This window comes from Paenibacillus sp. OSY-SE (assembly GCF_000283315.1).
Classification (GTDB): Bacteria; Bacillota; Bacilli; order Paenibacillales; family Paenibacillaceae; genus Paenibacillus_B; species Paenibacillus_B profundus.
Genome location: NZ_ALKF01000183.1, coordinates 73,637 through 96,530 on the forward strand (window position 1 = coordinate 73,637; position 22,894 = coordinate 96,530).

Annotated in this window: 20 protein-coding genes; all 20 read left to right on the forward strand. The window is 48.5% G+C overall.

Annotated features, from left to right (window positions below; all coding sequences use genetic code 11):
* Nucleotides 1-163 precede the first annotated feature (163 nt).
* The gene (locus tag A372_RS34040) at nucleotides 164-1,699 is read left to right on the forward strand and encodes an MDR family MFS transporter (protein WP_019421803.1); all 1,536 of its coding nucleotides are present in this window, start codon (nucleotides 164-166) and stop codon (nucleotides 1,697-1,699) included.
* A 17-nt stretch (nucleotides 1,700-1,716) separates the two neighbouring features.
* Nucleotides 1,717-2,316, forward strand: a complete 600-nt coding sequence (locus tag A372_RS0115600; RefSeq protein WP_233698331.1) for a PadR family transcriptional regulator — start codon at nucleotides 1,717-1,719, stop codon at nucleotides 2,314-2,316.
* 130 nt (nucleotides 2,317-2,446) lie between these two features.
* Nucleotides 2,447-3,319: a 3D domain-containing protein gene (locus tag A372_RS36425; protein ID WP_019421805.1), complete on the forward strand. Its 873-nt coding sequence runs from the start codon at nucleotides 2,447-2,449 to the stop codon at nucleotides 3,317-3,319.
* Nucleotides 3,320-3,461: 142 nt separating this feature from the next.
* Nucleotides 3,462-3,671, forward strand: coding sequence for a hypothetical protein (locus tag A372_RS0115610; RefSeq protein ID WP_019421806.1), 210 nt, complete (start codon nucleotides 3,462-3,464; stop codon nucleotides 3,669-3,671).
* Between the two features lie 230 nt (nucleotides 3,672-3,901).
* Complete coding sequence (liaF, locus tag A372_RS0115615) at nucleotides 3,902-4,933, forward strand: cell wall-active antibiotics response protein LiaF (RefSeq protein ID WP_019421807.1); 1,032 nt, start codon at nucleotides 3,902-3,904, stop codon at nucleotides 4,931-4,933.
* Nucleotides 4,934-4,940: 7 nt separating this feature from the next.
* Nucleotides 4,941-6,035 carry a HAMP domain-containing sensor histidine kinase gene (locus A372_RS0115620; protein ID WP_019421808.1) on the forward strand — a complete coding sequence of 365 codons (1,095 nt, stop codon included), beginning with the start codon at nucleotides 4,941-4,943 and terminating at the stop codon, nucleotides 6,033-6,035.
* 27 nt (nucleotides 6,036-6,062) lie between these two features.
* Nucleotides 6,063-6,728 (forward strand): response regulator, encoded by a 666-nt coding sequence (locus A372_RS0115625; protein WP_019421809.1) that lies wholly within the window; start codon nucleotides 6,063-6,065, stop codon nucleotides 6,726-6,728.
* A 35-nt stretch (nucleotides 6,729-6,763) separates the two neighbouring features.
* On the forward strand, nucleotides 6,764-7,180 hold the full coding sequence (locus A372_RS0115630) for a YugN family protein (RefSeq protein ID WP_019421810.1): 417 nt from the start codon (nucleotides 6,764-6,766) through the stop codon (nucleotides 7,178-7,180).
* A 494-nt stretch (nucleotides 7,181-7,674) separates the two neighbouring features.
* The gene (locus A372_RS0115635; RefSeq protein WP_019421811.1) at nucleotides 7,675-9,339 is read left to right on the forward strand and encodes a S1C family serine protease; all 1,665 of its coding nucleotides are present in this window, start codon (nucleotides 7,675-7,677) and stop codon (nucleotides 9,337-9,339) included.
* Between the two features lie 163 nt (nucleotides 9,340-9,502).
* On the forward strand, nucleotides 9,503-10,189 hold the full coding sequence (locus tag A372_RS0115640) for a response regulator transcription factor (protein WP_019421812.1): 687 nt from the start codon (nucleotides 9,503-9,505) through the stop codon (nucleotides 10,187-10,189).
* A 3-nt stretch (nucleotides 10,190-10,192) separates the two neighbouring features.
* Entirely contained in the window at nucleotides 10,193-11,671 is a 1,479-nt protein-coding gene (locus A372_RS0115645) for a sensor histidine kinase (protein ID WP_019421813.1), read from the forward strand.
* Between the two features lie 44 nt (nucleotides 11,672-11,715).
* A complete protein-coding gene (locus A372_RS0115650) occupies nucleotides 11,716-12,666 on the forward strand; it encodes a 4-hydroxy-3-methylbut-2-enyl diphosphate reductase (RefSeq protein WP_019421814.1) in 951 nt (316 codons plus the stop codon).
* Between the two features lie 57 nt (nucleotides 12,667-12,723).
* A complete protein-coding gene (locus tag A372_RS0115655; RefSeq protein ID WP_019421815.1) occupies nucleotides 12,724-13,194 on the forward strand; it encodes a DUF2062 domain-containing protein in 471 nt (156 codons plus the stop codon).
* A 309-nt stretch (nucleotides 13,195-13,503) separates the two neighbouring features.
* Entirely contained in the window at nucleotides 13,504-14,565 is a 1,062-nt protein-coding gene (aroF, locus tag A372_RS0115660) for a 3-deoxy-7-phosphoheptulonate synthase (RefSeq protein WP_019421816.1), read from the forward strand.
* 393 nt (nucleotides 14,566-14,958) lie between these two features.
* Nucleotides 14,959-16,383 (forward strand): type I glutamate--ammonia ligase, encoded by a 1,425-nt coding sequence (gene glnA / locus A372_RS0115665; RefSeq protein WP_019421817.1) that lies wholly within the window; start codon nucleotides 14,959-14,961, stop codon nucleotides 16,381-16,383.
* 196 nt (nucleotides 16,384-16,579) lie between these two features.
* Complete coding sequence (locus A372_RS0115670) at nucleotides 16,580-17,875, forward strand: sugar ABC transporter substrate-binding protein (protein ID WP_019421818.1); 1,296 nt, start codon at nucleotides 16,580-16,582, stop codon at nucleotides 17,873-17,875.
* A gap of 102 nt (nucleotides 17,876-17,977) precedes the next feature.
* A complete protein-coding gene (locus A372_RS0115675) occupies nucleotides 17,978-19,294 on the forward strand; it encodes a sugar ABC transporter permease (RefSeq protein ID WP_019421819.1) in 1,317 nt (438 codons plus the stop codon).
* Nucleotides 19,295-20,128 (forward strand): sugar ABC transporter permease, encoded by an 834-nt coding sequence (locus A372_RS0115680; RefSeq protein ID WP_019421820.1) that lies wholly within the window; start codon nucleotides 19,295-19,297, stop codon nucleotides 20,126-20,128.
* An 18-nt stretch (nucleotides 20,129-20,146) separates the two neighbouring features.
* On the forward strand, nucleotides 20,147-21,883 hold the full coding sequence (locus A372_RS0115685) for an alpha amylase N-terminal ig-like domain-containing protein (protein ID WP_019421821.1): 1,737 nt from the start codon (nucleotides 20,147-20,149) through the stop codon (nucleotides 21,881-21,883).
* A gap of 86 nt (nucleotides 21,884-21,969) precedes the next feature.
* Nucleotides 21,970-22,884, forward strand: coding sequence for a LacI family DNA-binding transcriptional regulator (locus A372_RS0115690; RefSeq protein WP_019421822.1), 915 nt, complete (start codon nucleotides 21,970-21,972; stop codon nucleotides 22,882-22,884).
* The last annotated feature ends 10 nt before the right edge of the window (nucleotides 22,885-22,894 follow it).

A 22,894-nucleotide genomic window follows, 5' to 3' on the forward strand; every position in this document is an offset into this window, starting at 1 on the left:
ACCGAATATGAGGTCTGAAGACGCCAACCGTCATTGGAGATGTTTTTGGCTGTCCTTCAGGCCTTTCTTTGCTTCGGTTCCAAAAACTAGTTGCACTATATTCTAATTTGAATATAATAATAAATGTATTAAAATTTGAATATATAAGAGGAGAGGGATTGCATTGTCTCGTGTTCATATGACTGTACTTGGATTGTTAATGGCGTTGCTTATCGTCTCGCTGGACCAAACTATATTGGTCACCGCCTTGCCTACGATTGTGGCGAAGCTGGGCGGCATGAATGAGTTCACTTGGGTGTTCTCTGCCTATTTAATTGCGAGCGTGGCTGGCATGCCGTTGTTCGGGAAGCTTTCCGATATGTACGGGAGAAAACGATTTTTTGTGTTCGGAATCATCGTGTTTATGCTCGGTTCGATATTGTGTGGCACAGCATCGTCCATGAGCGAGCTTATTGTGTACCGTGTCGTTCAGGGGATTGGCGGTGGGGCGCTGATGCCGGTTGTGTTCACGATCTTGTTCGATATTTTCCCGGCCGAGAAGCGGGCGAAAATGACCGGGCTGTTCGGCGCTGTCTTCGGGCTGTCCAGTGTGCTTGGACCGATAGCGGGCGCATTCTTCACGGATCATTTGCATTGGCGCTGGATATTCTTCATTAATTTGCCCATTGGGATTATTGCGCTGCTGATTGTTATCTTCTGCTATCGCGAATCTTTAGTCTTCCTGAGTCAGAAGCTTGATTGGTTCGGCACATTTACGTTGGTCGCCTCGATTCTGTGCTTCATGTTCGCCATTGAAATGGGCGGCAAAGATTACGCCTGGACGTCTCCGCTCATACTTGGTTTGTTCGCCGGAGCGATTGTGCTGGTCATTGCGTTTCTGTGGATCGAATCGAGGGTGGCGGAACCAATCATTCCATTGAAGCTGTTCAAAAATCGGCTCTTCACCTCCAGCATGGCTGCCGGGATGTTATTCGGCATGGTTCTGATGGCAGGAGCTACCTTCATTCCGTTGTTCGTGCAGGGCGTTGCCGGCGGGAGCGCCACAAATGCAAGTACGGTGCTCACGCCCATGATGCTTGCTCTTGTTGTAAGCAGCATGGCTGGCGGCATGCTGATGAGGAAAATGCCATTCCGCAATATTATGATAACCGCGATCTTGTTCCTGTTGTTGTCGGTCGTCTGTCTGGCAGGAATGACACCGGATACGACGCGACTGCAGATGACGCTTTATATGGTATTAATGGGGCTTGGCATAGGGGCATCTTATCCCGTAACTTCCTTGGCTGCTCAGCATAATATCGACTATCAGCAACGGGGAACGGTCAACTCGCTGGTCCGTTTTTTTCAGACACTTGGAAATACACTTGGCATCGCTATTTTCGGCAGCATTCAAACTTCCTACTTACAAGAAAAATACAGCGCGGTGCTATCGGATCCGAAGCTGGCGGAAAAGTTCGGCAATCCTCAGGTTCTGCTTCAAGACGAAGTAAGACAATCGATGCCGGGCTCCTTGCTGAAGCAGCTGCTTGAAGTATTGTCCGATTCGATCGCGTACGTGTTCCAATGGTCTATTCTGATTTGTCTGTTGGCGGTTATGTTCATTTTGATGATGGGTCGTGTTAAAATGGTGACAACAAAACCTCATGGACATTCGACAACTGCTGCCGTTCAGGTGAACCGCTCATCCGTTGAAAGGTAAAGCAAGGTTGTTGTCTCATGGATAAAGAGGTGGAACCGATGTCGATGCAACTGGCTATTCTTGGATTGCTCATGGACAAAGACTATCATCCTTATGAAATGAGCCAGGAAATGAAAGAACGCGAAATGCACAACTATATGAAGCTTCAATACGGCTCTCTTTATTATGCGATCGAAAAATTGAAAAAGAACGGATTGATTGAAGCGGTAGAAGTAATTAGCGGAGGATCGCGTCCTGACAAGACGATTTACCGGATTACGGAGCAGGGGAAGTCAGAGTTTGAACGGTTGCTGCTTAAGGAGATGAAGCTGCCCCCGCATTTGCAGCATCCCTTCTTTGCGGCCTTGTCCTTTGTCAGATATGGCGATCAGGAAGAGATTAAAGCGATTATCCAATCGCGCATTGAATTGTTCGAGAAGGAAGCGGAGCGGATGTGGGCTCTATATGAAGAGCATGTCCCTCACGCATCGCGTGCCGTGCTGCACATGTTGTATGGAGGATACCGATACACGGTTACAGAACTGAATTGGTTGAAGGATCTGTATAAAGACGCTGCAGCCGATCGATTAAGTGATGTCGGTGAGCCGCTCCCCGTGCTTCCGCTGCACAAATCTTGAACTCCTGTGCTTCGCTCCATAAATATTGTCGAAAGAACATTCCAGCCTGTCGGGAATGTTCTTTTTTTGATGAATATGAATAAAAGGAAAAAGCGGTGGACATCCTTCCCACTAAGGGAGGGGTAACCATATGTTTACAATGTATATCACACGCTCGGAACGGAAGGGACGAATGGCATCGAGAAGAGACCGTCAGACATACGTGTTGGCAAGGTTGTCTAGGTTGGTTTGTTTAACTGCATTGCTCATGACGATTGCAGCATTAGTGCCGTGGCATACGGCAATGGCATATCTGTCTGCATCCCAGACATATCAGTGGAATAAGGCGCTTCCAGAAAAATACAGAACATCATTTCCATGGTCCGATGACCGTTTGCAGCCGATGCAAACATTGACTGAACAGGCCATCAATAATCAAAATAGGAACCAGTGGAGTAATTACCTGCGACCAACCAATCAGATTGCATCACCACTTGCACTTGTGTTCGTCGAACCGCCATTGAAAAAGCCATCGGCAAAGCAGCCGCAATCAGCGGTGCCGGTCTCTTCGGCGCAAATGTCGTTTACGGATTCGAATCTGGCTCCGCAGCAGCAGCAAGTGATTAAAAGCCTGAAGGTTGTTGCGACAGGGTATACGGCTGGTGTAGAGTCGACTGGAAAAAAACCGGGACATCCAGAGTACGGCATTACGTATTCGGGAGTGAAGGTGCGCAGAGATTACGTCTCGACCATTGCGGCCGATTTATCGGTCTTCCCTTTAGGAAGTATATTGTATATTCCTGGATACGGATACGGCATCGTGTCGGATATCGGTTCCAAAATAAAAGGGAAGAAAATCGATCTGTACTTCGACACCACGAAGCAAGTATACAGTCAGTGGGGCAAAAAAGAAGTGGAAGTGCAGTTGATCAAGCAAGGAAGCGGTAAAATATCGGAGAAAACGTTAAACGAATTAAATGAAGCGGTATTTAAGAACGGAAACATACCAAAATCAATGCTGTAGCTGTTGCAGAAGAACCTGACAAGTTGCATGTGCCGCCCCGCCGAATAAAGGGGAGGCTGTCATCGCATAATACTTCTTGGGGAAACGATGGTTTCCTTGACATGTCCGTGAATCCAGCGGAAACTTCAGGAGGTGAATAACGATGGTAAAAAACAACAAAGCAAACCGCATGAATCCTGCTAATGCGAAATACAATTCGGAATTCGGAGCAGAATCTGTAACGTCAGATACTGAGTTCGGAGCAGAATCTGTAGCCGCAGATACTGAATTTGGCGCTGACTCAGTAGGAGATGTTGGAGCAATCAACAATAATGATGCAATGAAAAATATTGTGAAAAAAACAAAAAAATAGGTACCATTCGCATGGATGTTATCTATAACGGAATCAAAAATGGCTGCCTTGCTCAAGGCAGCCATTTTTTCTTGGTTGCCGGTATAGTTCGATGTGTGAGCAGTCAGACAATTCCAGCGCCTCCGCCTCGAGACCGAGATCAACTTCCACCCCCCGCCGCTAGCGCAAGGACGAGACTTCGCGTACACTGAAGTTACAAGGTTGAAGTATAACGGAAACGAGGGGTAACTATGGGTGATCAACATCGCGGACGGTGGATAGGAGGGCTTGTTCTCATTGCCATCGGTGTCTTTTTCATGCTGAATCAGCTAGGTTTCATCGATATGAATATCGGAGAGCTTTTTCGTACCTACTGGCCGCTTATCTTAATTGTTACGGGGCTGAACGCATTGCTCCATGGCGGATTCTGGGGGCTGGTTTTGCTAGGTATCGGCGGCTATTTCCAACTGACGAACTTGGGTTACTTGTACATGTCACCCGGTGAATTTTTCAAGCTGCTGTTCCCGCTTATTATTGTCCTCATCGGAGTAAGCATGCTCTTCAAGCCGAGAAAATACGTGGATAAATGTAAGAACAAGCAGAAGAAGGGCGACTGGAACGACGGTAACTGGGGTGGGGGTTATGACCCGCATTACAGTGAACCGCAGCCGTTGGATGATGATTTCGACAAGAAGTTCAACAAAGAGTTCAATAAGGACTTTGACAAGGATTTTAACAACAAGGATTTTAACAACAAGGATTTCAACAAAGACTTTAACAAAGACTTTAACAAAGACTTTAACAAAGACTTTAACAAAGACTATGATCCGTCTATGAAGGGAGGACCCTCGTACTCGGGGTCAATTCCTCCACCGCCTATAGGATCATCTGGAGACAAACGTAAGACGGTAAATAAATCCGGATTTATCGGGGATATTCATCTGGGCAGCGACTATTGGGAATTGAGACCGATGAACATTTCTCACTTTATTGGCGACACTGTGCTTGATCTGACGAAGGCGCAGGTGCCGTACGGAGAAACGAAGGTGAATGTCTCCTCTTTCATCGGCGACGTTAAAGTGTATGTGCCCAATGATATGGATTTGGGTGTCGTCGTCACATCGAGCTCTTTCTTGGGTGACGTGAAAGTATTTGACCGCGAGAAGGATGGCTTTATTAACAATTTGCAGGTGGAGACACCGTACTTCTACGAAGCTGGGAAAAAAGTCCGTATCGTCGTCAGCACGTTCATCGGCGATGTGAAGGTGATGAGAGTGGGGTAACGCATTCATGCTATCACGGTGGTTCCGAAGTTCGAAAAGTGTAAAATGGGAGCTGCTCCTTACCTTTGTCATCTCGGGCTGCATTATTATGAGCGTTTTCTGGATTGGACTCGTATACGGCGGCACGTGGTATCAAGGCATGAACTGGTGGCTGTTCGGAATTTCGACCGTCATTATCGTGTCGATCATTATGGGGTATGTGGCAGGCGTGCGGCTGCAGCGGCGCTTGGATGTGCTTCACATCAGCATGTTGCAGGTAATGAAAGGGAACTGGTCTGAACGGATTCCGCTTGGGGACGATGCGTCATTCGATCGTCTGTATGAGGATTTTAATACGATGGTGGGGGCCATGGAGCAGAAGCTTCGCATTTTGCAAAAGCTGTCCGAGCAGCAAGTGATGGATCGGGAGCGGGAATGCGAAGCGGTTGTATTGGAGGAGCGCCGGCGGCTGGCGAGGGATTTGCATGATACAGTCAGCCAGCAGCTCTTCGCGCTGCATATGGCCTCCTCTTCATTGCCCAAAGTGATGGAAATGGACATGGATCGGGCGCGTCAAGTGGTGGAACATCTGATTCAGATGTCGCATACGGCTCAAAGGCAAATGCGCGGATTAATCGCTCAGCTGCGCCCGCTTGAGTTGGATGGGCGCACACTGCAGGAGGCGCTTGAGCGTTGGTTCCCTGATTATTGCCGGCAAAATGGGCTGCAGGGCAAGATTGATATTGAATTGAATTATGAATTGTCTGAAGCGAAGGAGCATCAATGCTTCCTTATGATCCAGGAAGCGATGGCGAATGTCGTGAAGCATGCGCAGGCGAAGCAGGTTACGCTGACGCTTCAGGAGACGCCGAATCAAGTGATTTTATCGGTCGGAGATGATGGCAAGGGCTTCGATCAGAAGAGCGCATCCTTTAAAGCCGGGAGCTATGGATTGACGACGATGCGTGAACGGGTCGACAAGCTGGGCGGCCATATGGATTTGATAAGCCGGCCTGGTGCGGGAACGACGATTCGGGTGCATATTCCGATATTCGAACATGAGGAGACCAAGGAAGCGCAGGAGCAATCCGAGGATTCTTCTTCAGCAGCGGACCGTGCATAGATGGTAGAAGAGACGGGGGGACAGCCGATGGGAGACCGGATGACGGTATTTCTCGTGGACGATCATGAAATGGTAAGACTGGGGCTTAGAACGTATTTAATGCTGGATCCGAGTATTGACGTATTGGGCGAGGCCAGTGGAGGCGTTGAAGCGATTCAAGCCATACAAGCGATGGCTGCCCGCGAGGAGCCGGTGCCTGATTTGGTCTTGATGGACTTAATGATGCCGGATATGAACGGAGTAGAAGCGACGCGAGAGTTGATTGCTTCATTTCCGGAATTGAAGATTGTCATGCTAACGAGCTTTATGGAAGATGAGCAGGTCGTCGAAGCGATTCAAGCCGGTGCCGTCAGCTATGTGTTGAAGACGGTATCTGCTGAGGAGCTCGTTTACGCGCTTCGCGGGGCTTTGAAGGGAATGCCTGTGATGAGCGGAGAAGTGTCACAAGCGCTGACCCGCGGATTACGTAAACGCGCTGCACAGCCGGACGATGAGGGCTTGACCGAACGGGAGAAGGAAGTGCTGCTTCTTATTGCAGACGGAAAGGCGAACAAAGATATTTCCGAGGAACTTCATATTAGCATTAAGACGGTGAAGACGCACGTATCCAATCTATTAATGAAATGCGAGCTGCAGGATCGCACTCAGCTTGCCGTCTTCGCCCACCGCAACGGATGGGTTAAAAGTGGGTGACTTCGTCTATCCTATGTAACAGAGGGGGTAATGCCATGCAGCTGTTACAGGGGAAGATGACAGGACGAAAATATGATACGAATGAACTTGTGAGGGAACTGGGGCCGCTTGGCTTCAGCATCGGCGGCAATTGGGATTATGCAGGCGGCAGCTTCGACTGCGCGCTGAACGACGAGCAAACGGTGTGGCTCAGGCTGCCTTTCCATGCGGTGAATGGTACTTTCGATGCTGACTCCGCTGAAACGGTCCTTGTCCAATTAGAGCGGCCGTATGTGTTGAAGCATCAGTATCAGACTGGAAATGATCCATCGGCGGATGCGCAGCTGTTCGGCAGTCTCATTAACCAGTTTCAATCGCCGACAGATAAGGATGCTTCGCTGCAGGAAGAGGAGTTGAAGCTTGCCCGAGCAAAGCTTGACGAAGCCGAGGCTAAGCTGGACACGAACAAGTAGCGTGCGGAAGCGACAGCATAATTTTATTGATATATATACAATAGGGCACCAATCGGTTAAAACAGGTCTGGGGGCCTGTTTTTTTTATAAAAATCTGATGGAAGATGTCTATCACCTTAGAATTGTCATGTTGCTCTTCCCGAAGAAGATATGCCTGTTCCTATCTCTTGTCTCACTCTCCCCATCATTCAGACAGGAAATCCCGCCTCCTGAAGGATGGGGAGAATGAAGCAAAGAGGTTGATGAAGCGAATCACCGTCAGTCTGAACGCACCACTGCCCGAATGGAACATTTTGTTAATTATGAAGAGTCAGTGCCTTATTATTCTCATCAAGAAAAGCGTGACATCCTGTGTTAAACAGTCCTTAGGGAACGGCTCTTTATCTTTTATCGTGTTTTATAATGATTTTAAGCTAAGTTTAAGGTTCATCATCCATTATATTAATATATCAACACGATACTTTGATACGAGTTAACTCTAGGAGGTAAGCACTATGGATGAACAACGACGCAAGTTTTTTTCAACATCCGATAAGGATTCTAATACATCATCTTCTACAGAGTCTATGAACAGACAGACTGCAGCTTATGAGGACCACGGCCGTGAGGATGAGACAGAACGCAAATCGCAAGAAGGCAGCCCTTATTATTACGCATATGGCCCTTACCAATCGGTGAAAAATACGGACTCGGCGTCGACGACATCCGTGGATCCTAAGGGGCGGATGAGCGACGTGCAAGTTACCCCGCCGAATCCAGTCAAGCCGATGCCTTTCTCTAGCGTAACGCAACACGAAGCAAGCCTAGGCGGCTATGCAGGCGGGGGAGCCGGCGGTGCTGGCGGTATGCCTCCTCAGGGGGCTCAAGGCAATTGGCAGTTCAATGAATCGAAGCGCAAGCGTGGAACATCATTCTTGACGATTTTCGCTTCTTTCATGGCGGGCGTGCTTGTCGTTGGTTCACTTATGTTCGCAGCAGATAAAACAAACCTGTTTACAGGCGACCAAGCGCTCGCAGGGAATGGAAGCGCAGCAAGCGAGGCGCCGAACGCCGTCGTCACGAACGGTCCAGGCACGCCGTTCCCTGATGGAGCGAGCAGCGTAGCCGAAGTTGTCAAGCAGGCAAGTCCAGCTGTCGTTAAGATTGAAACGTATGCGAGAAGCGGTGGAGGCAGCCAAGGCAGCAACCCGTGGGCGGACGATCCGTTCTTCCGCCAATTTTTCGGCGATTCCTTCGGTGGTAACGGCAGCTCCAGGCAAGATGCGCAGCAGCAGCAGCTGCAGCCGCTTGGTATCGGTACTGGCTTTATCTTCGATAAATCCGGATATATTTTAACGAATCAACACGTCGTTGAAGGCGGGGAAATGATTCAGGTGACGGTCGAAGGCTATAAGAAGCCGCTCAAGGCGGAGCTGCTTGGTCACAGCAAGGATTTGGACTTGGCCGTGTTGAAAATTACGGGCGAAGGTGACTTCCCGATCGTTCCGCTCGGCAATTCCGATTCGACGCAAGTCGGCGACTGGATGGTAGCTATCGGGAACCCTTCCGGCTTCGACCATTCGGTGACGGTTGGTGTGCTTAGCGCGCGCGAGCGTTCCATCGACGTTAACGATAACGGCAGCGCACGGAAGTACGAGCATCTGCTGCAGACGGACGCTTCCATTAACCCAGGGAACTCCGGCGGTCCGCTCCTGAACATGAAGGGCGAAGTCATCGGCATGAATGTGGCCGTCAGCAAGCAGGCGCAAGGGATTGGCTTTGCGATTCCGTCAAATATTATGAACAAAGTTGTGGATGACTTGAAGGCGAACAAGGAAATTGCGAAGGAGCCGGTTCCGTTCATCGGAGCTACACTGCAAACCATGACAGAGGATTTTGCCAAGCAAATGGGCATTTCTAATATAGATGGCTCGCTCGTCAGGAACGTCCTGTTCGGTTCGCCTGCTTATGAGGCAGACCTGCGTGCTTATGACATCATTACAGGTATGGACGGCAAGAAGTTCGCGGCCAAAGAGGATTTGATCGAAGAAATAGGGAAAAAGAAGGTTGGCGATACTGTAACGCTGCAGATCATCCGCAATGGCAAAAAGGCAGATGTGCAGGTTAAGATTGGTGACCGAAATAAATTTGAGAACCAATTGCAACAGCAGCAGCCTTAAGTGTGCACTTGCGGCAGCAGCGGTAAGGGTTGATTTTCCCGCTTATGCGTGACAACATAGGAAGCACAGAACTGCGATATGCAGTTCTTGGCTTCCTTTTCGTATGGAAACAGGGTGAATGAACCTCTGCAGCCCTAGACTATAAAAAGAGAGGACTTACACGATGCGTTCTAACATATTGGTTGTGGATGATGACGAGAAGATCACATCAATGCTTCGCCGGGGGCTCGTATTCGAAGGCTATGAAGTGCGCACAGCGTCGAACGGCACGGAAGGATTGCGGGAGATTATGATGCAGGAGCCAGAATTGGTCATTCTTGACGTCATGATGCCAGAGGTTGACGGATGGGAAGTGTGCCGCCGTATACGTGAAGCGGGCAGCGCCGTGCCGGTTCTCATGCTGACGGCGAAGGATGAGGTGCAGGATCGGGTACGCGGATTGGACAATGGGGCCGATGATTATTTGGTCAAGCCGTTCGCTCTGGAGGAACTGCTCGCCCGCGTGCGCGCGCTTTTGCGCCGCCGTTCGGATAGTGAAGGGAGCTCCCATCGCCTGACCTTCGAAGATATCGTGCTCGATCTGCATACAAGGGAAGTGCAGCGGGACGGCAAGTCGGTCGAGCTGACGGCGAAGGAATTCGAGCTGCTGCATCTATTCATGCAGAACCCGAAGCGGGTGCTGCCGCGCGACATGATTATGGAGAAAATATGGGGCTACGATTACAGCGGCGAATCGAACGTGCTTGAGGTATACATTGCGATGCTGCGGCAGAAGACGGAGGAGCATGGGGGAAAACGCATCATACAGACGATCCGGGGAACGGGTTATGTGTTGAGAGGGGACAACTAGAGCATGTCGATTCGTCTTCGCCTGACCGTATGGTATTCCGTTCTGCTGGCGTTTACGCTCTTTTTGTTCGGAATCTCGATTTATACGTTCGTCGATTATAATTTGTATGATGATATTAAGAAGCGGGTAAAAAGTGAGTTCGACCGTATGTCGCTCGAACCGACGCTTGATTGGTTTAACGGAATCGATTTTGACGTGAATGAATCCGATGTGGCCCGGTTGATGAATCAAGATTTGTACATCCAAACGATTAATTTTCGCAATCAGAAGACGATCAAATCGACTAAATTGGACCGCCTCGGCTTGAAGTTGCCTTTGCCTTTGAAGCCAAACCAAATTCGGCAAGGATACCGGAAAGTTGAAGTTCAAGGGCTTGAATTTCTAGTATATGAAAATGCGATTGTATTAAGGAACGGATCGACGATTGGCGCGCTGCAGGTTGCCGCCTTTACCGGGCATGAAGCCAGATTCACCAATGAGCTGCGCAGTATTCTCGTTACTGCATCAATGGTCACCCTTGTGCTTGCCTTTTCGCTAGGGCTGTTCCTGGCGCAGAAGTCGCTCAGGCCGATCGGGAATATCATTCGGGCAACGAACCGCATTCAGAAGGGTGCGGACTTGAGCGTCCGTATTCCGCGCGAAGGACCGCCAGAGGATGAGATCGGTCAGTTGACGGACACGATCAACAGCATGCTCGGCCGCATGGAGACGTTCTATAACGAGCTGGATGATGCATATCTGGCGCAGCGGCGCTTTGTGTCTGACGCTTCTCATGAACTGCGGACGCCGCTGACGACTATTCGCGGGAACGTCGATTTGCTAGAAAAAATGTGGATTAATGAGGTTGCTTCTCCAGAGACGCTCCCATTGAGTGAACGGGAACGGGAGCAGATGTCTTTGGAAGCTCTGCGCGATATTGCGGATGAATCGCGCCGCATGAGCCGGTTGATCAATGATATGCTATCGCTCGCCCGTGCGGATGCGGGTTACAATATGGACAAATCGCTCACCGAACTGAAGCCTTTAGTGGAGGAAGTCGTACGCAGAGCTCAGTTTTTGCCGCGCAAAGCAGGGTGGGAGCTCGGTGATATTTCTGCATTGGACGATACGGTCGTCTATGGAAATAAAGATTATTTGCAGCAAATGCTGTTCATTTTCATCGAAAATGCATTCAAATATACAGATGAAGGATGCGTGCGCTTGGATGCGATTCGTCAGGATGAACAGATCGGGTTGAAAGTGAAAGATACGGGCATGGGCATGAACGAGCAGGAGGTTCCGCATATATTCGAGCGCTTCTACCGTGCAGACGTATCCCGTGGAGTCACCTCGGGAACCGGTCTAGGCTTGTCGATTGCGAAATGGATTATCGACGAGCATCACGGCTCGGTTGAAGTGGTCACGAAGCCTGGGAAAGGAACGACATTCATTGTATGGCTTCCATTAGCATCGGTCGACGAGGAACCTTCACTTCCGGTATAATAGAAAGGCAAGCTGAAGTGAAATCTAAGAAAGCAGGTGTACCGATGGAAGTCGTGAAAATAACACCGCGAGGCTATTGCTACGGCGTTGTCGATGCGATGGTGCTGGCCCAACAGACGGCACGCAATCTGGATCTGCCTCGTCCGATTTATATATTAGGCATGATTGTTCATAACAGCCATGTGACAGATGCGTTCAATGAAGAGGGCATCATTACGCTGGACGGAAACAATCGTTTGGACATCCTCGATCAAGTGGAGTCTGGGACGATCATCTTCACGGCGCACGGCGTGTCGCCGGAAGTCCGGCGCAAGGCGCGGGAGAAAGGGCTGACGACTGTTGACGCTACTTGTCCCGATGTAACCCGAACGCACGATTTGATTCGGGAGAAGACTGCCGAAGGCTATGAAATTATTTATATCGGCAAGAAGGGCCACCCGGAGCCGGAGGGGGCAATCGGTGTTGCACCGGACAAGGTGCATCTGATTGAGAAGGAAGAAGAGATCGAATCGCTGTCCTTGACGGCGGAGCGCATTATCATTACGAATCAGACGACGATGAGCCAATGGGATATCAAGCACATCATGAACCGTTTGATCGCTAAGTATCCCAAGGCTGAGATTCATAACGAAATATGCATGGCAACGCAGGAACGGCAGCATGCCGTAGCCGATCAGGCGAAGGGCTGCGACCTTCTTATCGTCGTCGGAGATCCGAGAAGCAACAACTCCAACCGTCTTGCGCAAGTGTCCGAGGAGATCGCCGGTGTGCGCGCGTACCGGATTGCAGACTTATCGGAGCTGGAACGGGAATGGCTGGACGGCGTGCGGGTCGTCGGGATCACATCCGGCGCTTCCACGCCGACGCCAATTACGAGAGAAGTTGCCAATTACTTAGAGCAGTACGACGAGAACAATCCGGACACATGGGAGAAGAAGCGCACCGTCAACATGCGCAAGCTTCTGCCGACCGTGAGAACGAAGTCTACAAAGTAATTTTTAATCTGGTATCTACATTAATAGGCAATCGCTGCCGGGAGAGGGAACGTGGAGATGGCCGTGAAGAGATGGTTTAAGTATCAGGCGTTGAAGCTCCTCAGAACACACGGTGGGGCTGCTCAGGTGGCCAAAGGATTCTGCATCGGACTGTTCATAGAAATGTTCACGCTGCCTACAGCCGGCTTGGCGTTCTTGCTTCTCTTCCCGTTGGTATACATGGTGCGGGGCCGGGTGGCGGCAGCTTTCATTGGCTTTGTGTTGGGAAAGGTAATCTACATTCCCGTCGCTGTCTTGAATGAAAGGGTAGGGCATTGGCTGTTGCCTTCGCATTGGACCGTGCACTTCTCCATGTTGCCGGAGTGGCTGAACCATGTGCTCACGATCAATATGTATTTAATTGTCGGCGGCATCATTGACGGCGCCATTCTCGGCATCATGCTATATTTTCCGGTAAAGCAAGGCCTTCGGTTCATGCAGGAACGCCGCAGGCAGAAGCGCCGTTGGCGTCGTGCGGAAAGCCAATAGTTAAGAAGAGCTCTCTTCCATCTCAGCTCACCTCGCAAAGGGGGAATCGAGAATCGAAGAGGGCTTTTTTTATGGCGGGATGTTATCTTTTTCACATGGTAAGAAATTGGCTTAGATAGAGGGTTGACGATTTCCTTTCGTTTCGATATAGTTACTTTAATGATTAAAAGCTTAAAAGCGTAAAAGCGTATAAGCGTTGTAGCGGAAAAGAAGTGCGAGGATACTTCGTTCGGCACTGCTAATAATGTACATGAATACTGCTTGCGCGGATAGCATTATCGAAACGATATATGGAAGGATGAATTTGTCATGATCGTAATTGTATCCAATCATACACCGGAAGAACGAATCGCGGAGCTGGTCCACGTAATCGAGAACGCCGGCAATCAGGCTCACATATCCCGAGGTACGGAACGTACCGTCATCGGTATCGTAGGGCAAGCGGAACCAAAATTAGCAGAACAACTTAGACAGATGAAAGGCGTAGAGAACGTGATGAAAATAACGAAATCATATAAATTGGCGAGCCGCGACTTCCATCCGGAAGATACCGTCATTGACATTCGCGGCGTTAAAATCGGCGGAGGCAATCTGGCCGTAATGGGCGGTCCGTGTGCCGTAGAATCTCCAGCTCAAATCGATGAAATCGCACGCCTCGTGAAGGCTGCTGGCGGGCAAATATTGCGTGGGGGCGCATTCAAGCCGCGCACCGGTCCTTACAGCTTCCAAGGCGTCGGCGTAGAGGGGCTCGTCATGATGGCAGAAGCGGGACGCAAGCATGACCTGCTCACGATTACGGAGGTCATGACGCCGGATTATGTAGATATTTGTGCGGAATATGCGGATATTTTGCAGGTGGGCACGCGCAACATGCAGAACTTTGATTTGCTGCGCAAGCTAGGGGAATGCGGCAAGCCGGTATTGCTTAAGCGCGGCTTCAGCGCAACCTATGATGAGTGGTTAAATGCGGCGGAATATATTTTAGCGGGAGGCAATCCGAACGTCATGCTGTGCGAACGGGGCATCCGCACGTTTGAAACGTATACGCGCAATACGTTGGATCTGACCGCAATTCCGGTCATGAAGCAATTGAGCCATCTGCCGATCATCTCGGATCCGAGCCATGGGACAGGCCGCCGCGAGCTGGTGGAGACGATGTCGAAGGCGTCGGTCGCCGCAGGTGCGGACGGACTTATCATCGAGATGCACACCGATCCGGATCACTCCATGACAGGCGACGGGGTGCAATCGCTATTCCCTGATCAATTCGCGAACTTGCTGCGTGAATTGGAACAACTCGCGCCGCTGTGCGGCAAGACGTTCCATACGGAGAAGAAGGAGCCGGCTCATTTCGCAACATGGGTGAAATAGCGGCATCGTCCTTTTTTAGCATAAACATAGAGCAAAAACCGGTTCTTATCCTTTTAGGATGAACCGGTTTTTTGTCGTTGTGATGAATTTTAACACAATAAATATGTAGAAAAGTGCAAATTAAAAATGGGTGGCGCAATTGTTGTTCTCAATAGGGAATGTACAAAATAAGCTCTTTACTTCTTTGAATGATAAGATAAAAGCTGGTTTTTTACATGAAAACAATGGAAAAAACGGTTGTGTGTAATGTTATCTGACATGAAAATAAAAAATACCTGACATGACTATTGACGAAACCTCCTGCTGCAAATTATAATTACATCAACCAAAAACTACAAAGTGAACAATTGATGCGTTAGTAACGTTTAATGTTCGGAAACAGGAGGAATTATCATGTCGGTGAACGCAGTGTTGGAGTTGATTCAAGAGAAGCATATACAATATGTGGATTTCCGTTTTGTTGATTTAATGGGCCGCGCACATCATATCAGCTTGCCTGCAACAGAGGTAGATGAGGGGACGTTCGAGAACGGCGTTGCGTTTGACGGTTCATCCATTGCCGGCTTCCGCGGCATTGAAGAGTCCGACATGGTGATGATGCCGGATGCCGACAGCGTGTATGTCGACCCGTTTACCGCGCATCCGACGCTGATTGTTATGTGCAATATTTACACGCCCGATGGCGTTCGATATGACCGGGATCCGCGCAGCATCGCACAGAAGGCGGAAGAGTATTTGCAGACGTCTGGTGTAGGCACGGATGCTTACTTTGCTCCTGAATCCGAATTTTTCATCTTTGACGATGTGCGTTATGAAAGCACGATGAACAGCTCTTCCTTCTATGTCGATTCGGAGGAGGCATCCTGGAATACGAACCGGAAGGAAGAGGGCGGGAACCTCGGCTTCAAGGTACACACGAAAGGCGGCTATGTTCCCGTGGCCCCTGTGGATTCTCAGCAGGATCTGCGCAGTGAAATGTGCCGCTTGCTTCAAGAGGCGGGTCTGCGCATCGAACGTCATCACCATGAGGTGGCGACGGCAGGCCAAGGCGAAATCAACTTCCGCTTCGATTCGTTAACGCGCACGGCCGACAATCTGATGAAATACAAATATATCGTGCACAACACAGCACGCCAATTCGGCAAGGTCGCGACCTTCATGCCGAAGCCGCTGTTCGGGGATAACGGAAGCGGGATGCATGTGCACCAATCGATCTTCAACGGCGATACTCCGCTGTTCTATGAACAAGGCGGCTACGCGAACATGAGCGAGATGGCGCTGCACTATATCGGAGGTATTCTGCACCATGCTCCGGCCTTGATCGCGCTCACGAATCCGAGCACGAACTCATTCAAGCGTCTGGTGCCTGGCTATGAAGCTCCGGTCAATCTCGTCTTCTCGAAAGGCAACCGCTCGGCAGCGGTGCGTATCCCGGTTGCTGCTGTAACGCCGAAAGGCTGCCGCGTCGAGTTCCGTACGCCGGACTCCACGGCGAACCCATACTTGGCGTTTGCCGCGATGCTGATGGCGGGCTTGGACGGAATTAAGCGCAGGCTGGATCCGACCGCACTGGGCTATGGTCCGTATGACCGCAATATTTATGAGTTGTCCGATGCAGAGAAGCGAGAAATTCGCAGCGTGCCAGCTACGCTGGAAGAATCGCTCGACGCTCTGGAAGCCGACTGCGAATTCCTCGTAGAGGGCGGAGTGTTCACGAAAGAGTTCATCGATAATTACTTGCAAGTAAAGCGTGCGGAAGCGAAATCCGTCGCCATTCGCATCCATCCTCAAGAATACAGCCTTTATTTCGACTGCTAATCTAATTGTAGATGGAACACCCCGCGTCCGGCTTGGATGCGGGGTGTTTTTGACAAGCGGGTGTATGTGGCGCTGCAACGCTGGATTTTTGGCTTTATGAAGCCAATTGTTTAATTTTTGTTGACTCGTTGCACAAAGAGAAGTTATCATATTAGTGAAATCACTTAAACGTTTAAGTTGACTGGAGGGGAAAGGCATGTCAAAACGATTTTTGATTTCCACATTGATGGCAGCTCTTTTCAGTATGTTACTGCTCACGGCTTGTGGGTCACAGGATATGAATCTGCCTGCCACGCAAGAGCAAGGGAACGAAGGACAGCATAGCGCAACACAAAGGGGATTACAGCCAGAGCAAGGGGCTGAATTGCTTGTGTGGGAATCCAAAGGCCCAGAATTGGATTTTCTGAAAGCGGTCGCAGCCAGTTTTGAACAAGAGTATGGAGTAAAAGTAAAGGTAGAGGCGGTTCCATCCATAGACTCCGTTACGAAGCTGACAACAGATGGGCCTGCTGGGATTGGGGCCGATGTCTTTTCAGCACCGCATGATCATTTAGGCAATGCCGTGATAGCAGGGCTTGTACTGCAAAATGATGTTTTTGACGAACATGCGAAAAATGAATTTATGTCCTCGGCGATTGAAGGAGTCAGTTATGAAGGTGTGCTCTATGGCTTTCCAACCGCAATTGACACGTATGCGCTGTATTACAATAAAAAATTGTTGAAGAAGGCTCCCGCAACCTATGATGAACTGATTCAATTTGCCGAAACGTATAACGATCCGAAAAATAAAAAATACGCCTTCATGTGGAATGTAGGCCAACTGTATCAATCTTATTCTTTCCTGGCCGGTTACGGTGGATATGTATTTGGGAATGGGGGGACGGATGCCAACGATATTGGCCTCAATAGCGAAAAGTCCGTTGCAGGAGCGAAATATTTGCAATCGCTAAAAAAAATACTGCCCATCAACATTAACGATATCAATGATAATATCATCACCGGTTTTTTCGTGGAAGGGAAAACAGCCGCTGTAATCAATGGACCATGGTTAATGACGGATTTGACTAATGCGAATATGGATTACGGGGTAGTTCCATTGCCTCTATTGCCTAATGGAGAACATCCAAACAGTATGTCAGGCATTAGAGCTCTGTATGTAAACTCGTACACTGAATATCCTGCTGCAGCGAAGCTGTTTGCGAGTTATGCAACAACGAAGAAGAATGGGACCAAGCGGTTTGAAATGACAACTCAGCTGCCTCCAAGAAAAGACATTATGGATGAACCGATCATTGCGGAAGATGCGAATGCGCTGGCGTTCCTGGAACAAGCGAAGCATTCTACCCCAATGCCGTCCATACCTGAAATGGGAAATGTATGGGTGCCCGCAGGGGCTGCCTTGGCTGCGATGTGGAATGACAATCAAGAACCAAGCGTTGTCTTGAATAAAGCAGTAGAGCAAATTAAAACAGCAATGCAGACCAAAAAATAATAGAGGCAACTAAATAGTGCGTGTTCAAAAAGGGACTTATTGAACAACCTCTAATAGGCAGTCTAATAGGTACTCAAAAATTCGACTAAGGCGGTCTTCCGTATGGATGTAACAACAGGTGCGCGTCGGCATCGGACAAAAGCCGCTATTTTTTCCGCGGTATTTATAGGTTTGGGTCAACTTTACAACAAGCAATATACGAAGGGCCTGCTGTATATGATTATGGCCCAATTGTTCTTCTGGAACTACTATCCTATTGCTTATCAAGGGATTAGAGGGTTAATCACGTTAGGCGATGTGCCCACCAAAATCGTAGCCGGTAATGTTATTAAAGGAGACCATTCCATTTTTATGCTGATACATGGTCTCATCACCTTGGTGCTTATTCTTTTGTTTGCAGGCTTCTATGCTATGAATATTTACGATGCCAAGAAAAACGGTGAGCTGAGGGACGAAGGAAGGCCTGTCCCGGGGTTTATCGAATCCGTAAGGCGAGCAAAATTACGCAATTTTCCTTACCTATTGCTGCTGCCCGCCACTTGCTTCGTGCTTTTCGTTACGGTGATGCCGTTAGTTTTTAATGTGTTGATAGCATTTACGAACTATTCGGCGCCGAACCATATTCCTGACCGCTCCTTAGTGGATTGGGTAGGGTTTAGAACGTTTTATGATTTATTTGCACAAGAGTCATGGCGCACGACCTTTTTTGGGATTTCCGTCTGGAATGTAATCTGGGCTGTGGCTTCTACGCTGTCTGTCTTTTTTAGCGGTCTCTTGTTGGCGCTGATGGTGAATCACCCTAAAATTAAATTCAAAAAATTTTGGCGGACCATCTTTATTTTGCCGTGGGCAGTCCCGCAGTTTATATCGATTTTGGTGTTCAGAGTGCTGTTGAACGGCTCGTTTGGCCCTGTGAACGATATAATCATAAAGCTCGGATTATCACCGGTGCCTTGGCTTTCCGATCCGACGATGGCGAAAGTCACGATTATTATCGTGAACTTATGGTTCTCGACTCCGTTCCTCATGGCGTTGATGTCAGGCGTGTTAACGACAATGCCGCGTGATCTGTACGAAGCGGCCTCTGTGGATGGCGCCACCGGATCGCAAAAGTTTTTCAAGCTCACCCTTCCGCTTGTGCTAGCGGCGACGGCACCGATATTGATTATGCAATTTGCTTTTAACTTCAATAACTTTAATTTGATTTACATGCTTACGGATGGCAGCCCGAATCATCCTGATTACTATTACGCAGGCAGCACAGATATTTTGATCTCGTGGATTTTTAAGATGACATTGAATCAAAGCCAATTTAATATGGCTTCTGCCGTGTCGATTATTATGTTCGTCTTTATTACGGTATTTTCCTTGTGGAATTATAGACGGATGAAGACAACTCAAGAAGAGGATATGGTCTAAATGTCTAAATTACTAAACAACTTGGTCGTAATAGGCATTTACATGGTGTTTGCAGTGCTGCTGATTACGACGATATATCCGTTGATTTGGGTTGTCGGAACTTCGCTTAATCCGGGAAATACCCTTATGGTTAGCACGATGTTTCCTGACAAGCCCACGATCGCGCACTATGTTGATCTAATAAGAAACACCGATTTTGTGCTTTGGTTCACCAACACGATAACGATCGCCATTGCAAATGCGGTGTTGTCGACGGCGCTTGTGGCGGCGACGGCATATGCCTTCTCCCGGTTTCGCTTCAAAGGGAGACAGCAAGGATTGATGACGTTGTTAATATTGCAAATGTTTCCGGGCTTCTTATCGATCATGGCGATTTTTGTACTGTTGCTGCAGACGAAGCTGCTGGATACGCATTTGGGTCTCATCCTCATTTATGCCGGCGGGTCCATCTCGATGGGGACATGGGTGATGAAAGGCCATTTCGATACAATCCCGAAAAGTCTGGAAGAAGCGGCTTATATCGATGGGGCAAGTCATACGGAGACGTTATTTAAAATTATTTTGCCATTATCATTACCGGCGATTACCTTTGTCGCATTGAATAGCTTTATTACGCCGTTTATGGATTTTATATTACCGCAAATTGTGCTGAGATCATCTGAAAAAATGACGTTGGCGCAGGGCTTGTATAATATGGTGGCCAATGAGACGAATTCAAGCTTTACGACGTTTGCTGCCGGTGCTGTCCTCGTGGCGCTGCCGATTACGTTCCTATATATGTACTTCCAAAAATATCTCATCCACGGAATCACGGCGGGTGCGGACAAAGGCTAAAAAAGGAGAAAATATGTCATGCAATTAGAAGCTATCTATCACAGACCCGGCAATTCGTATTGCTATCCCTATGACGGCCACACGATTCATATTCGGCTGCGGACCAAAAAAGACGACCTCCAAGTTGTCAAAGCTCTCTATGGAGATAAGTATGATTGGGACAATACCGTTCGTGAAGCCGAGCTTCATAAGCTGGCTAGCGATGAGCTGTTCGATTATTGGCAGACGGAAGTCGATCCTCCGCACCTGCGGCTCAGATACGCGTTCGAATTGGTTGCGGGCGAGCAGACGGTTTGGTACACGGAGAAGGGGTTTTTCAAGGAAAGACCGACGGATCCGCTCCAATTTTTCGACTATCCATTTCTGTGGTCGAATGAGGTGCTGCAACCGCCTGCATGGGTGAAGGATGCTATTTTTTATCAGATTTTTCCCGATCGGTTCGCTAATGGGGATCAGACGAATGACCCTGATCAGGTTCGTCCGTGGGAAGATTCCAATCCAGGTCCGCAAGATTTTTATGGCGGCGACCTGCAAGGCGTATTGGACCGTCTCGATTACATTAGCTCGCTTGGCGTCAACGCCATTTATTTTACACCTTTATTTGAAGCGAAGACCAATCATAAATACGACACGACCGATTATTTAAAGGTGGACCCGCAGTTCGGCGATACCGAATTGCTGAAAAAGCTGGTGAAAGCGTGTCATGACCGCGGTATTCGCGTCATTCTGGATGCGGTATTCAATCATTGCGGCTATTGGTTCGCTCCGTTCCAGGATGTGCTCAAGCAGGGAGAAGCATCGCGCTTCCGGGATTGGTTCCATATTAAGCAGTTCCCGCTTGCGCGTACGCCTAGACCTTCTTACCACTGCTTTGCGTTCGAATCCCATATGCCGAAGCTGAATACGGTACATCCGGAAGTCAGAGCATATTTGCTGGACGTTGCGCAATATTGGATTAGAGAATGCGATATTGACGGATGGAGATTGGACGTTGCGAACGAGATCGACCACGAGTTCTGGCGAGAGTTCCGCAAAGCATGCAAGGGTGTAAAGCCAGACTTCTATATTTTGGGTGAGATTTGGCATGATGCGATGCCATGGCTGCAAGGCGATCAGTTTGACGCGGTGATGAATTATCCGGCCACCGAGGCTATCATTGATTTTTTTGCGAAGGGTACGATTGATGCGGAACAGTTTTCCTTTCAAGTGAATAAGCTCTTGGCCAACTATCCGCAGCAGGTCAACGAAGCAACCTTCACGGTTCTTGGAAGCCACGATACACCTAGATTGCTCACCGTTGCACAGAATGACAAAAAAGCAATGCTAGCCGTATTATTTCAGTTTATCTTCCTCGGCGCTCCATGTATATATTATGGAGACGAAGTGGGGATGACGGGCGGGCCAGATCCGGATTGCAGGAAACCGATGGTGTGGGAAGAAAAGAAACAAAACCGGGAACTTCTTGATTTTTATCAAGAGCTGATTTCATTCCGCACCAACCATCGCGCATTGCAAGAAGGTTCCTTTCAAATTATATATGCGAACCATCGACAGCTTGTTGTACAAAGAAAGCATGCAAGCGAGCAACTGTACATTTGCTTTAATAATAGCGAGCAGGAGGAGACATTCTCCTTCGAATGGATGCAACAGGATACTGCACCTATAACGGTGCTGGGCAACGGAACCTATACGATAGAGAAGGACGAGATTACGGTAAGTTTGCCTGCATTCGGCTGGATGATTGTAAGGAATTGAGACCGATAGAGCAGCTAAATTGACACGGAAAAGGCGGTATGCTTTAATTGACTTAAACGTTTAAGTTTAAGTGAGGTCGGATAAATATGAAAAAAACGACGATTAAAGATATCGCCAAAGAAGCTGGTGTATCCATAGCCACGGTGTCCTATATTTTAAACGATGTGAAGACGCAATCCATTTCCGATGAAACGCGTGTGAAAGTTCTTAAAGTGGCACAGCAGCTTAAGTATGTAACCAATCGGACGGCTCAATCTTTAAAAATCAAAAAGACCGGATTAATCGGCATTTTATTATTTAAAGACAACAAGCCAAGTCCTTGGTCTGATTTGAAATATGCCAAAACGATATACAGAATTGAGCAGCTATGCAGCGCGCTAGGCTACCATGTCATCTTGATGCAGATCGACAGCACGGCTCCATCTTATAAGGTCATTATGGAGAGAAATTTGGATGGCGTGTTTTTAATTAATGTGGACCAAGCGCGATTCTCAACGATCACTCCTTATTTCGGGTTCGGCATTCCCGTATTTGTCATAGACAGTTATATCGAAGATTCGCTCTTTCACAAGATTATGCCAAACATTGAAGCAAGCTTTCAATTCTCTCACACATTGCTCGGTGAAGATCCACAATTTCTTATTATGGATTCATACAACAATGAAAAATGGATGGATGCAATCAAGCAGGCATCGGGTTTGTCCGAGGAGCGGATTTATGTTTATGAGAGCCCGAGCGGCATGCGCGCTTTTTTAGCACGGTTTGACGGGCGCCCCGGTATCGTTATGAACGAATTTGTCGCCAATGAGGCAGCCAAAACCAATCAGAATATCATTGCATGGTGTACGTGCCATTGTCCGGAAATTCTGAGTGAAGATATGGCGAAGGTGTCATTCGATATGAGTGATTACACGGCAATTGTACATTTGATGGACAGTTACATTCATGATGTGGAATACGCAAACGAGGAGAAGTTTATATTATTGTCGGTCTCCTCGTAATTATTTGGTA

What these genes read in the sequence shown, in the direction of transcription:
- A372_RS0115675 (WP_019421819.1), top strand. Translation starts at nt 17,978, where the DNA reads ATGGATGTAACAACAGGTGCGCGTCGGCATCGGACAAAAGCCGCTATT.
- A372_RS0115680 (WP_019421820.1), top strand. Translation starts at nt 19,295, where the DNA reads ATGTCTAAATTACTAAACAACTTGGTCGTAATAGGCATTTACATGGTG.
- A372_RS0115650 (WP_019421814.1), top strand. Translation starts at nt 11,716, where the DNA reads ATGGAAGTCGTGAAAATAACACCGCGAGGCTATTGCTACGGCGTTGTC.
- liaF (WP_019421807.1), top strand. Translation starts at nt 3,902, where the DNA reads ATGGGTGATCAACATCGCGGACGGTGGATAGGAGGGCTTGTTCTCATT.
- A372_RS0115635 (WP_019421811.1), top strand. Translation starts at nt 7,675, where the DNA reads ATGGATGAACAACGACGCAAGTTTTTTTCAACATCCGATAAGGATTCT.
- A372_RS0115690 (WP_019421822.1), top strand. Translation starts at nt 21,970, where the DNA reads ATGAAAAAAACGACGATTAAAGATATCGCCAAAGAAGCTGGTGTATCC.
- A372_RS36425 (WP_019421805.1), top strand. Translation starts at nt 2,447, where the DNA reads ATGTTTACAATGTATATCACACGCTCGGAACGGAAGGGACGAATGGCA.
- A372_RS0115670 (WP_019421818.1), top strand. Translation starts at nt 16,580, where the DNA reads ATGTCAAAACGATTTTTGATTTCCACATTGATGGCAGCTCTTTTCAGT.
- A372_RS0115610 (WP_019421806.1), top strand. Translation starts at nt 3,462, where the DNA reads ATGGTAAAAAACAACAAAGCAAACCGCATGAATCCTGCTAATGCGAAA.
- A372_RS0115640 (WP_019421812.1), top strand. Translation starts at nt 9,503, where the DNA reads ATGCGTTCTAACATATTGGTTGTGGATGATGACGAGAAGATCACATCA.
- glnA (WP_019421817.1), top strand. Translation starts at nt 14,959, where the DNA reads ATGTCGGTGAACGCAGTGTTGGAGTTGATTCAAGAGAAGCATATACAA.
- A372_RS0115685 (WP_019421821.1), top strand. Translation starts at nt 20,147, where the DNA reads ATGCAATTAGAAGCTATCTATCACAGACCCGGCAATTCGTATTGCTAT.
- A372_RS0115625 (WP_019421809.1), top strand. Translation starts at nt 6,063, where the DNA reads ATGGGAGACCGGATGACGGTATTTCTCGTGGACGATCATGAAATGGTA.
- aroF (WP_019421816.1), top strand. Translation starts at nt 13,504, where the DNA reads ATGATCGTAATTGTATCCAATCATACACCGGAAGAACGAATCGCGGAG.
- A372_RS0115645 (WP_019421813.1), top strand. Translation starts at nt 10,193, where the DNA reads ATGTCGATTCGTCTTCGCCTGACCGTATGGTATTCCGTTCTGCTGGCG.
- A372_RS0115630 (WP_019421810.1), top strand. Translation starts at nt 6,764, where the DNA reads ATGCAGCTGTTACAGGGGAAGATGACAGGACGAAAATATGATACGAAT.
- A372_RS0115620 (WP_019421808.1), top strand. Translation starts at nt 4,941, where the DNA reads ATGCTATCACGGTGGTTCCGAAGTTCGAAAAGTGTAAAATGGGAGCTG.
- A372_RS0115655 (WP_019421815.1), top strand. Translation starts at nt 12,724, where the DNA reads ATGGCCGTGAAGAGATGGTTTAAGTATCAGGCGTTGAAGCTCCTCAGA.
- A372_RS0115600 (WP_233698331.1), top strand. Translation starts at nt 1,717, where the DNA reads ATGGATAAAGAGGTGGAACCGATGTCGATGCAACTGGCTATTCTTGGA.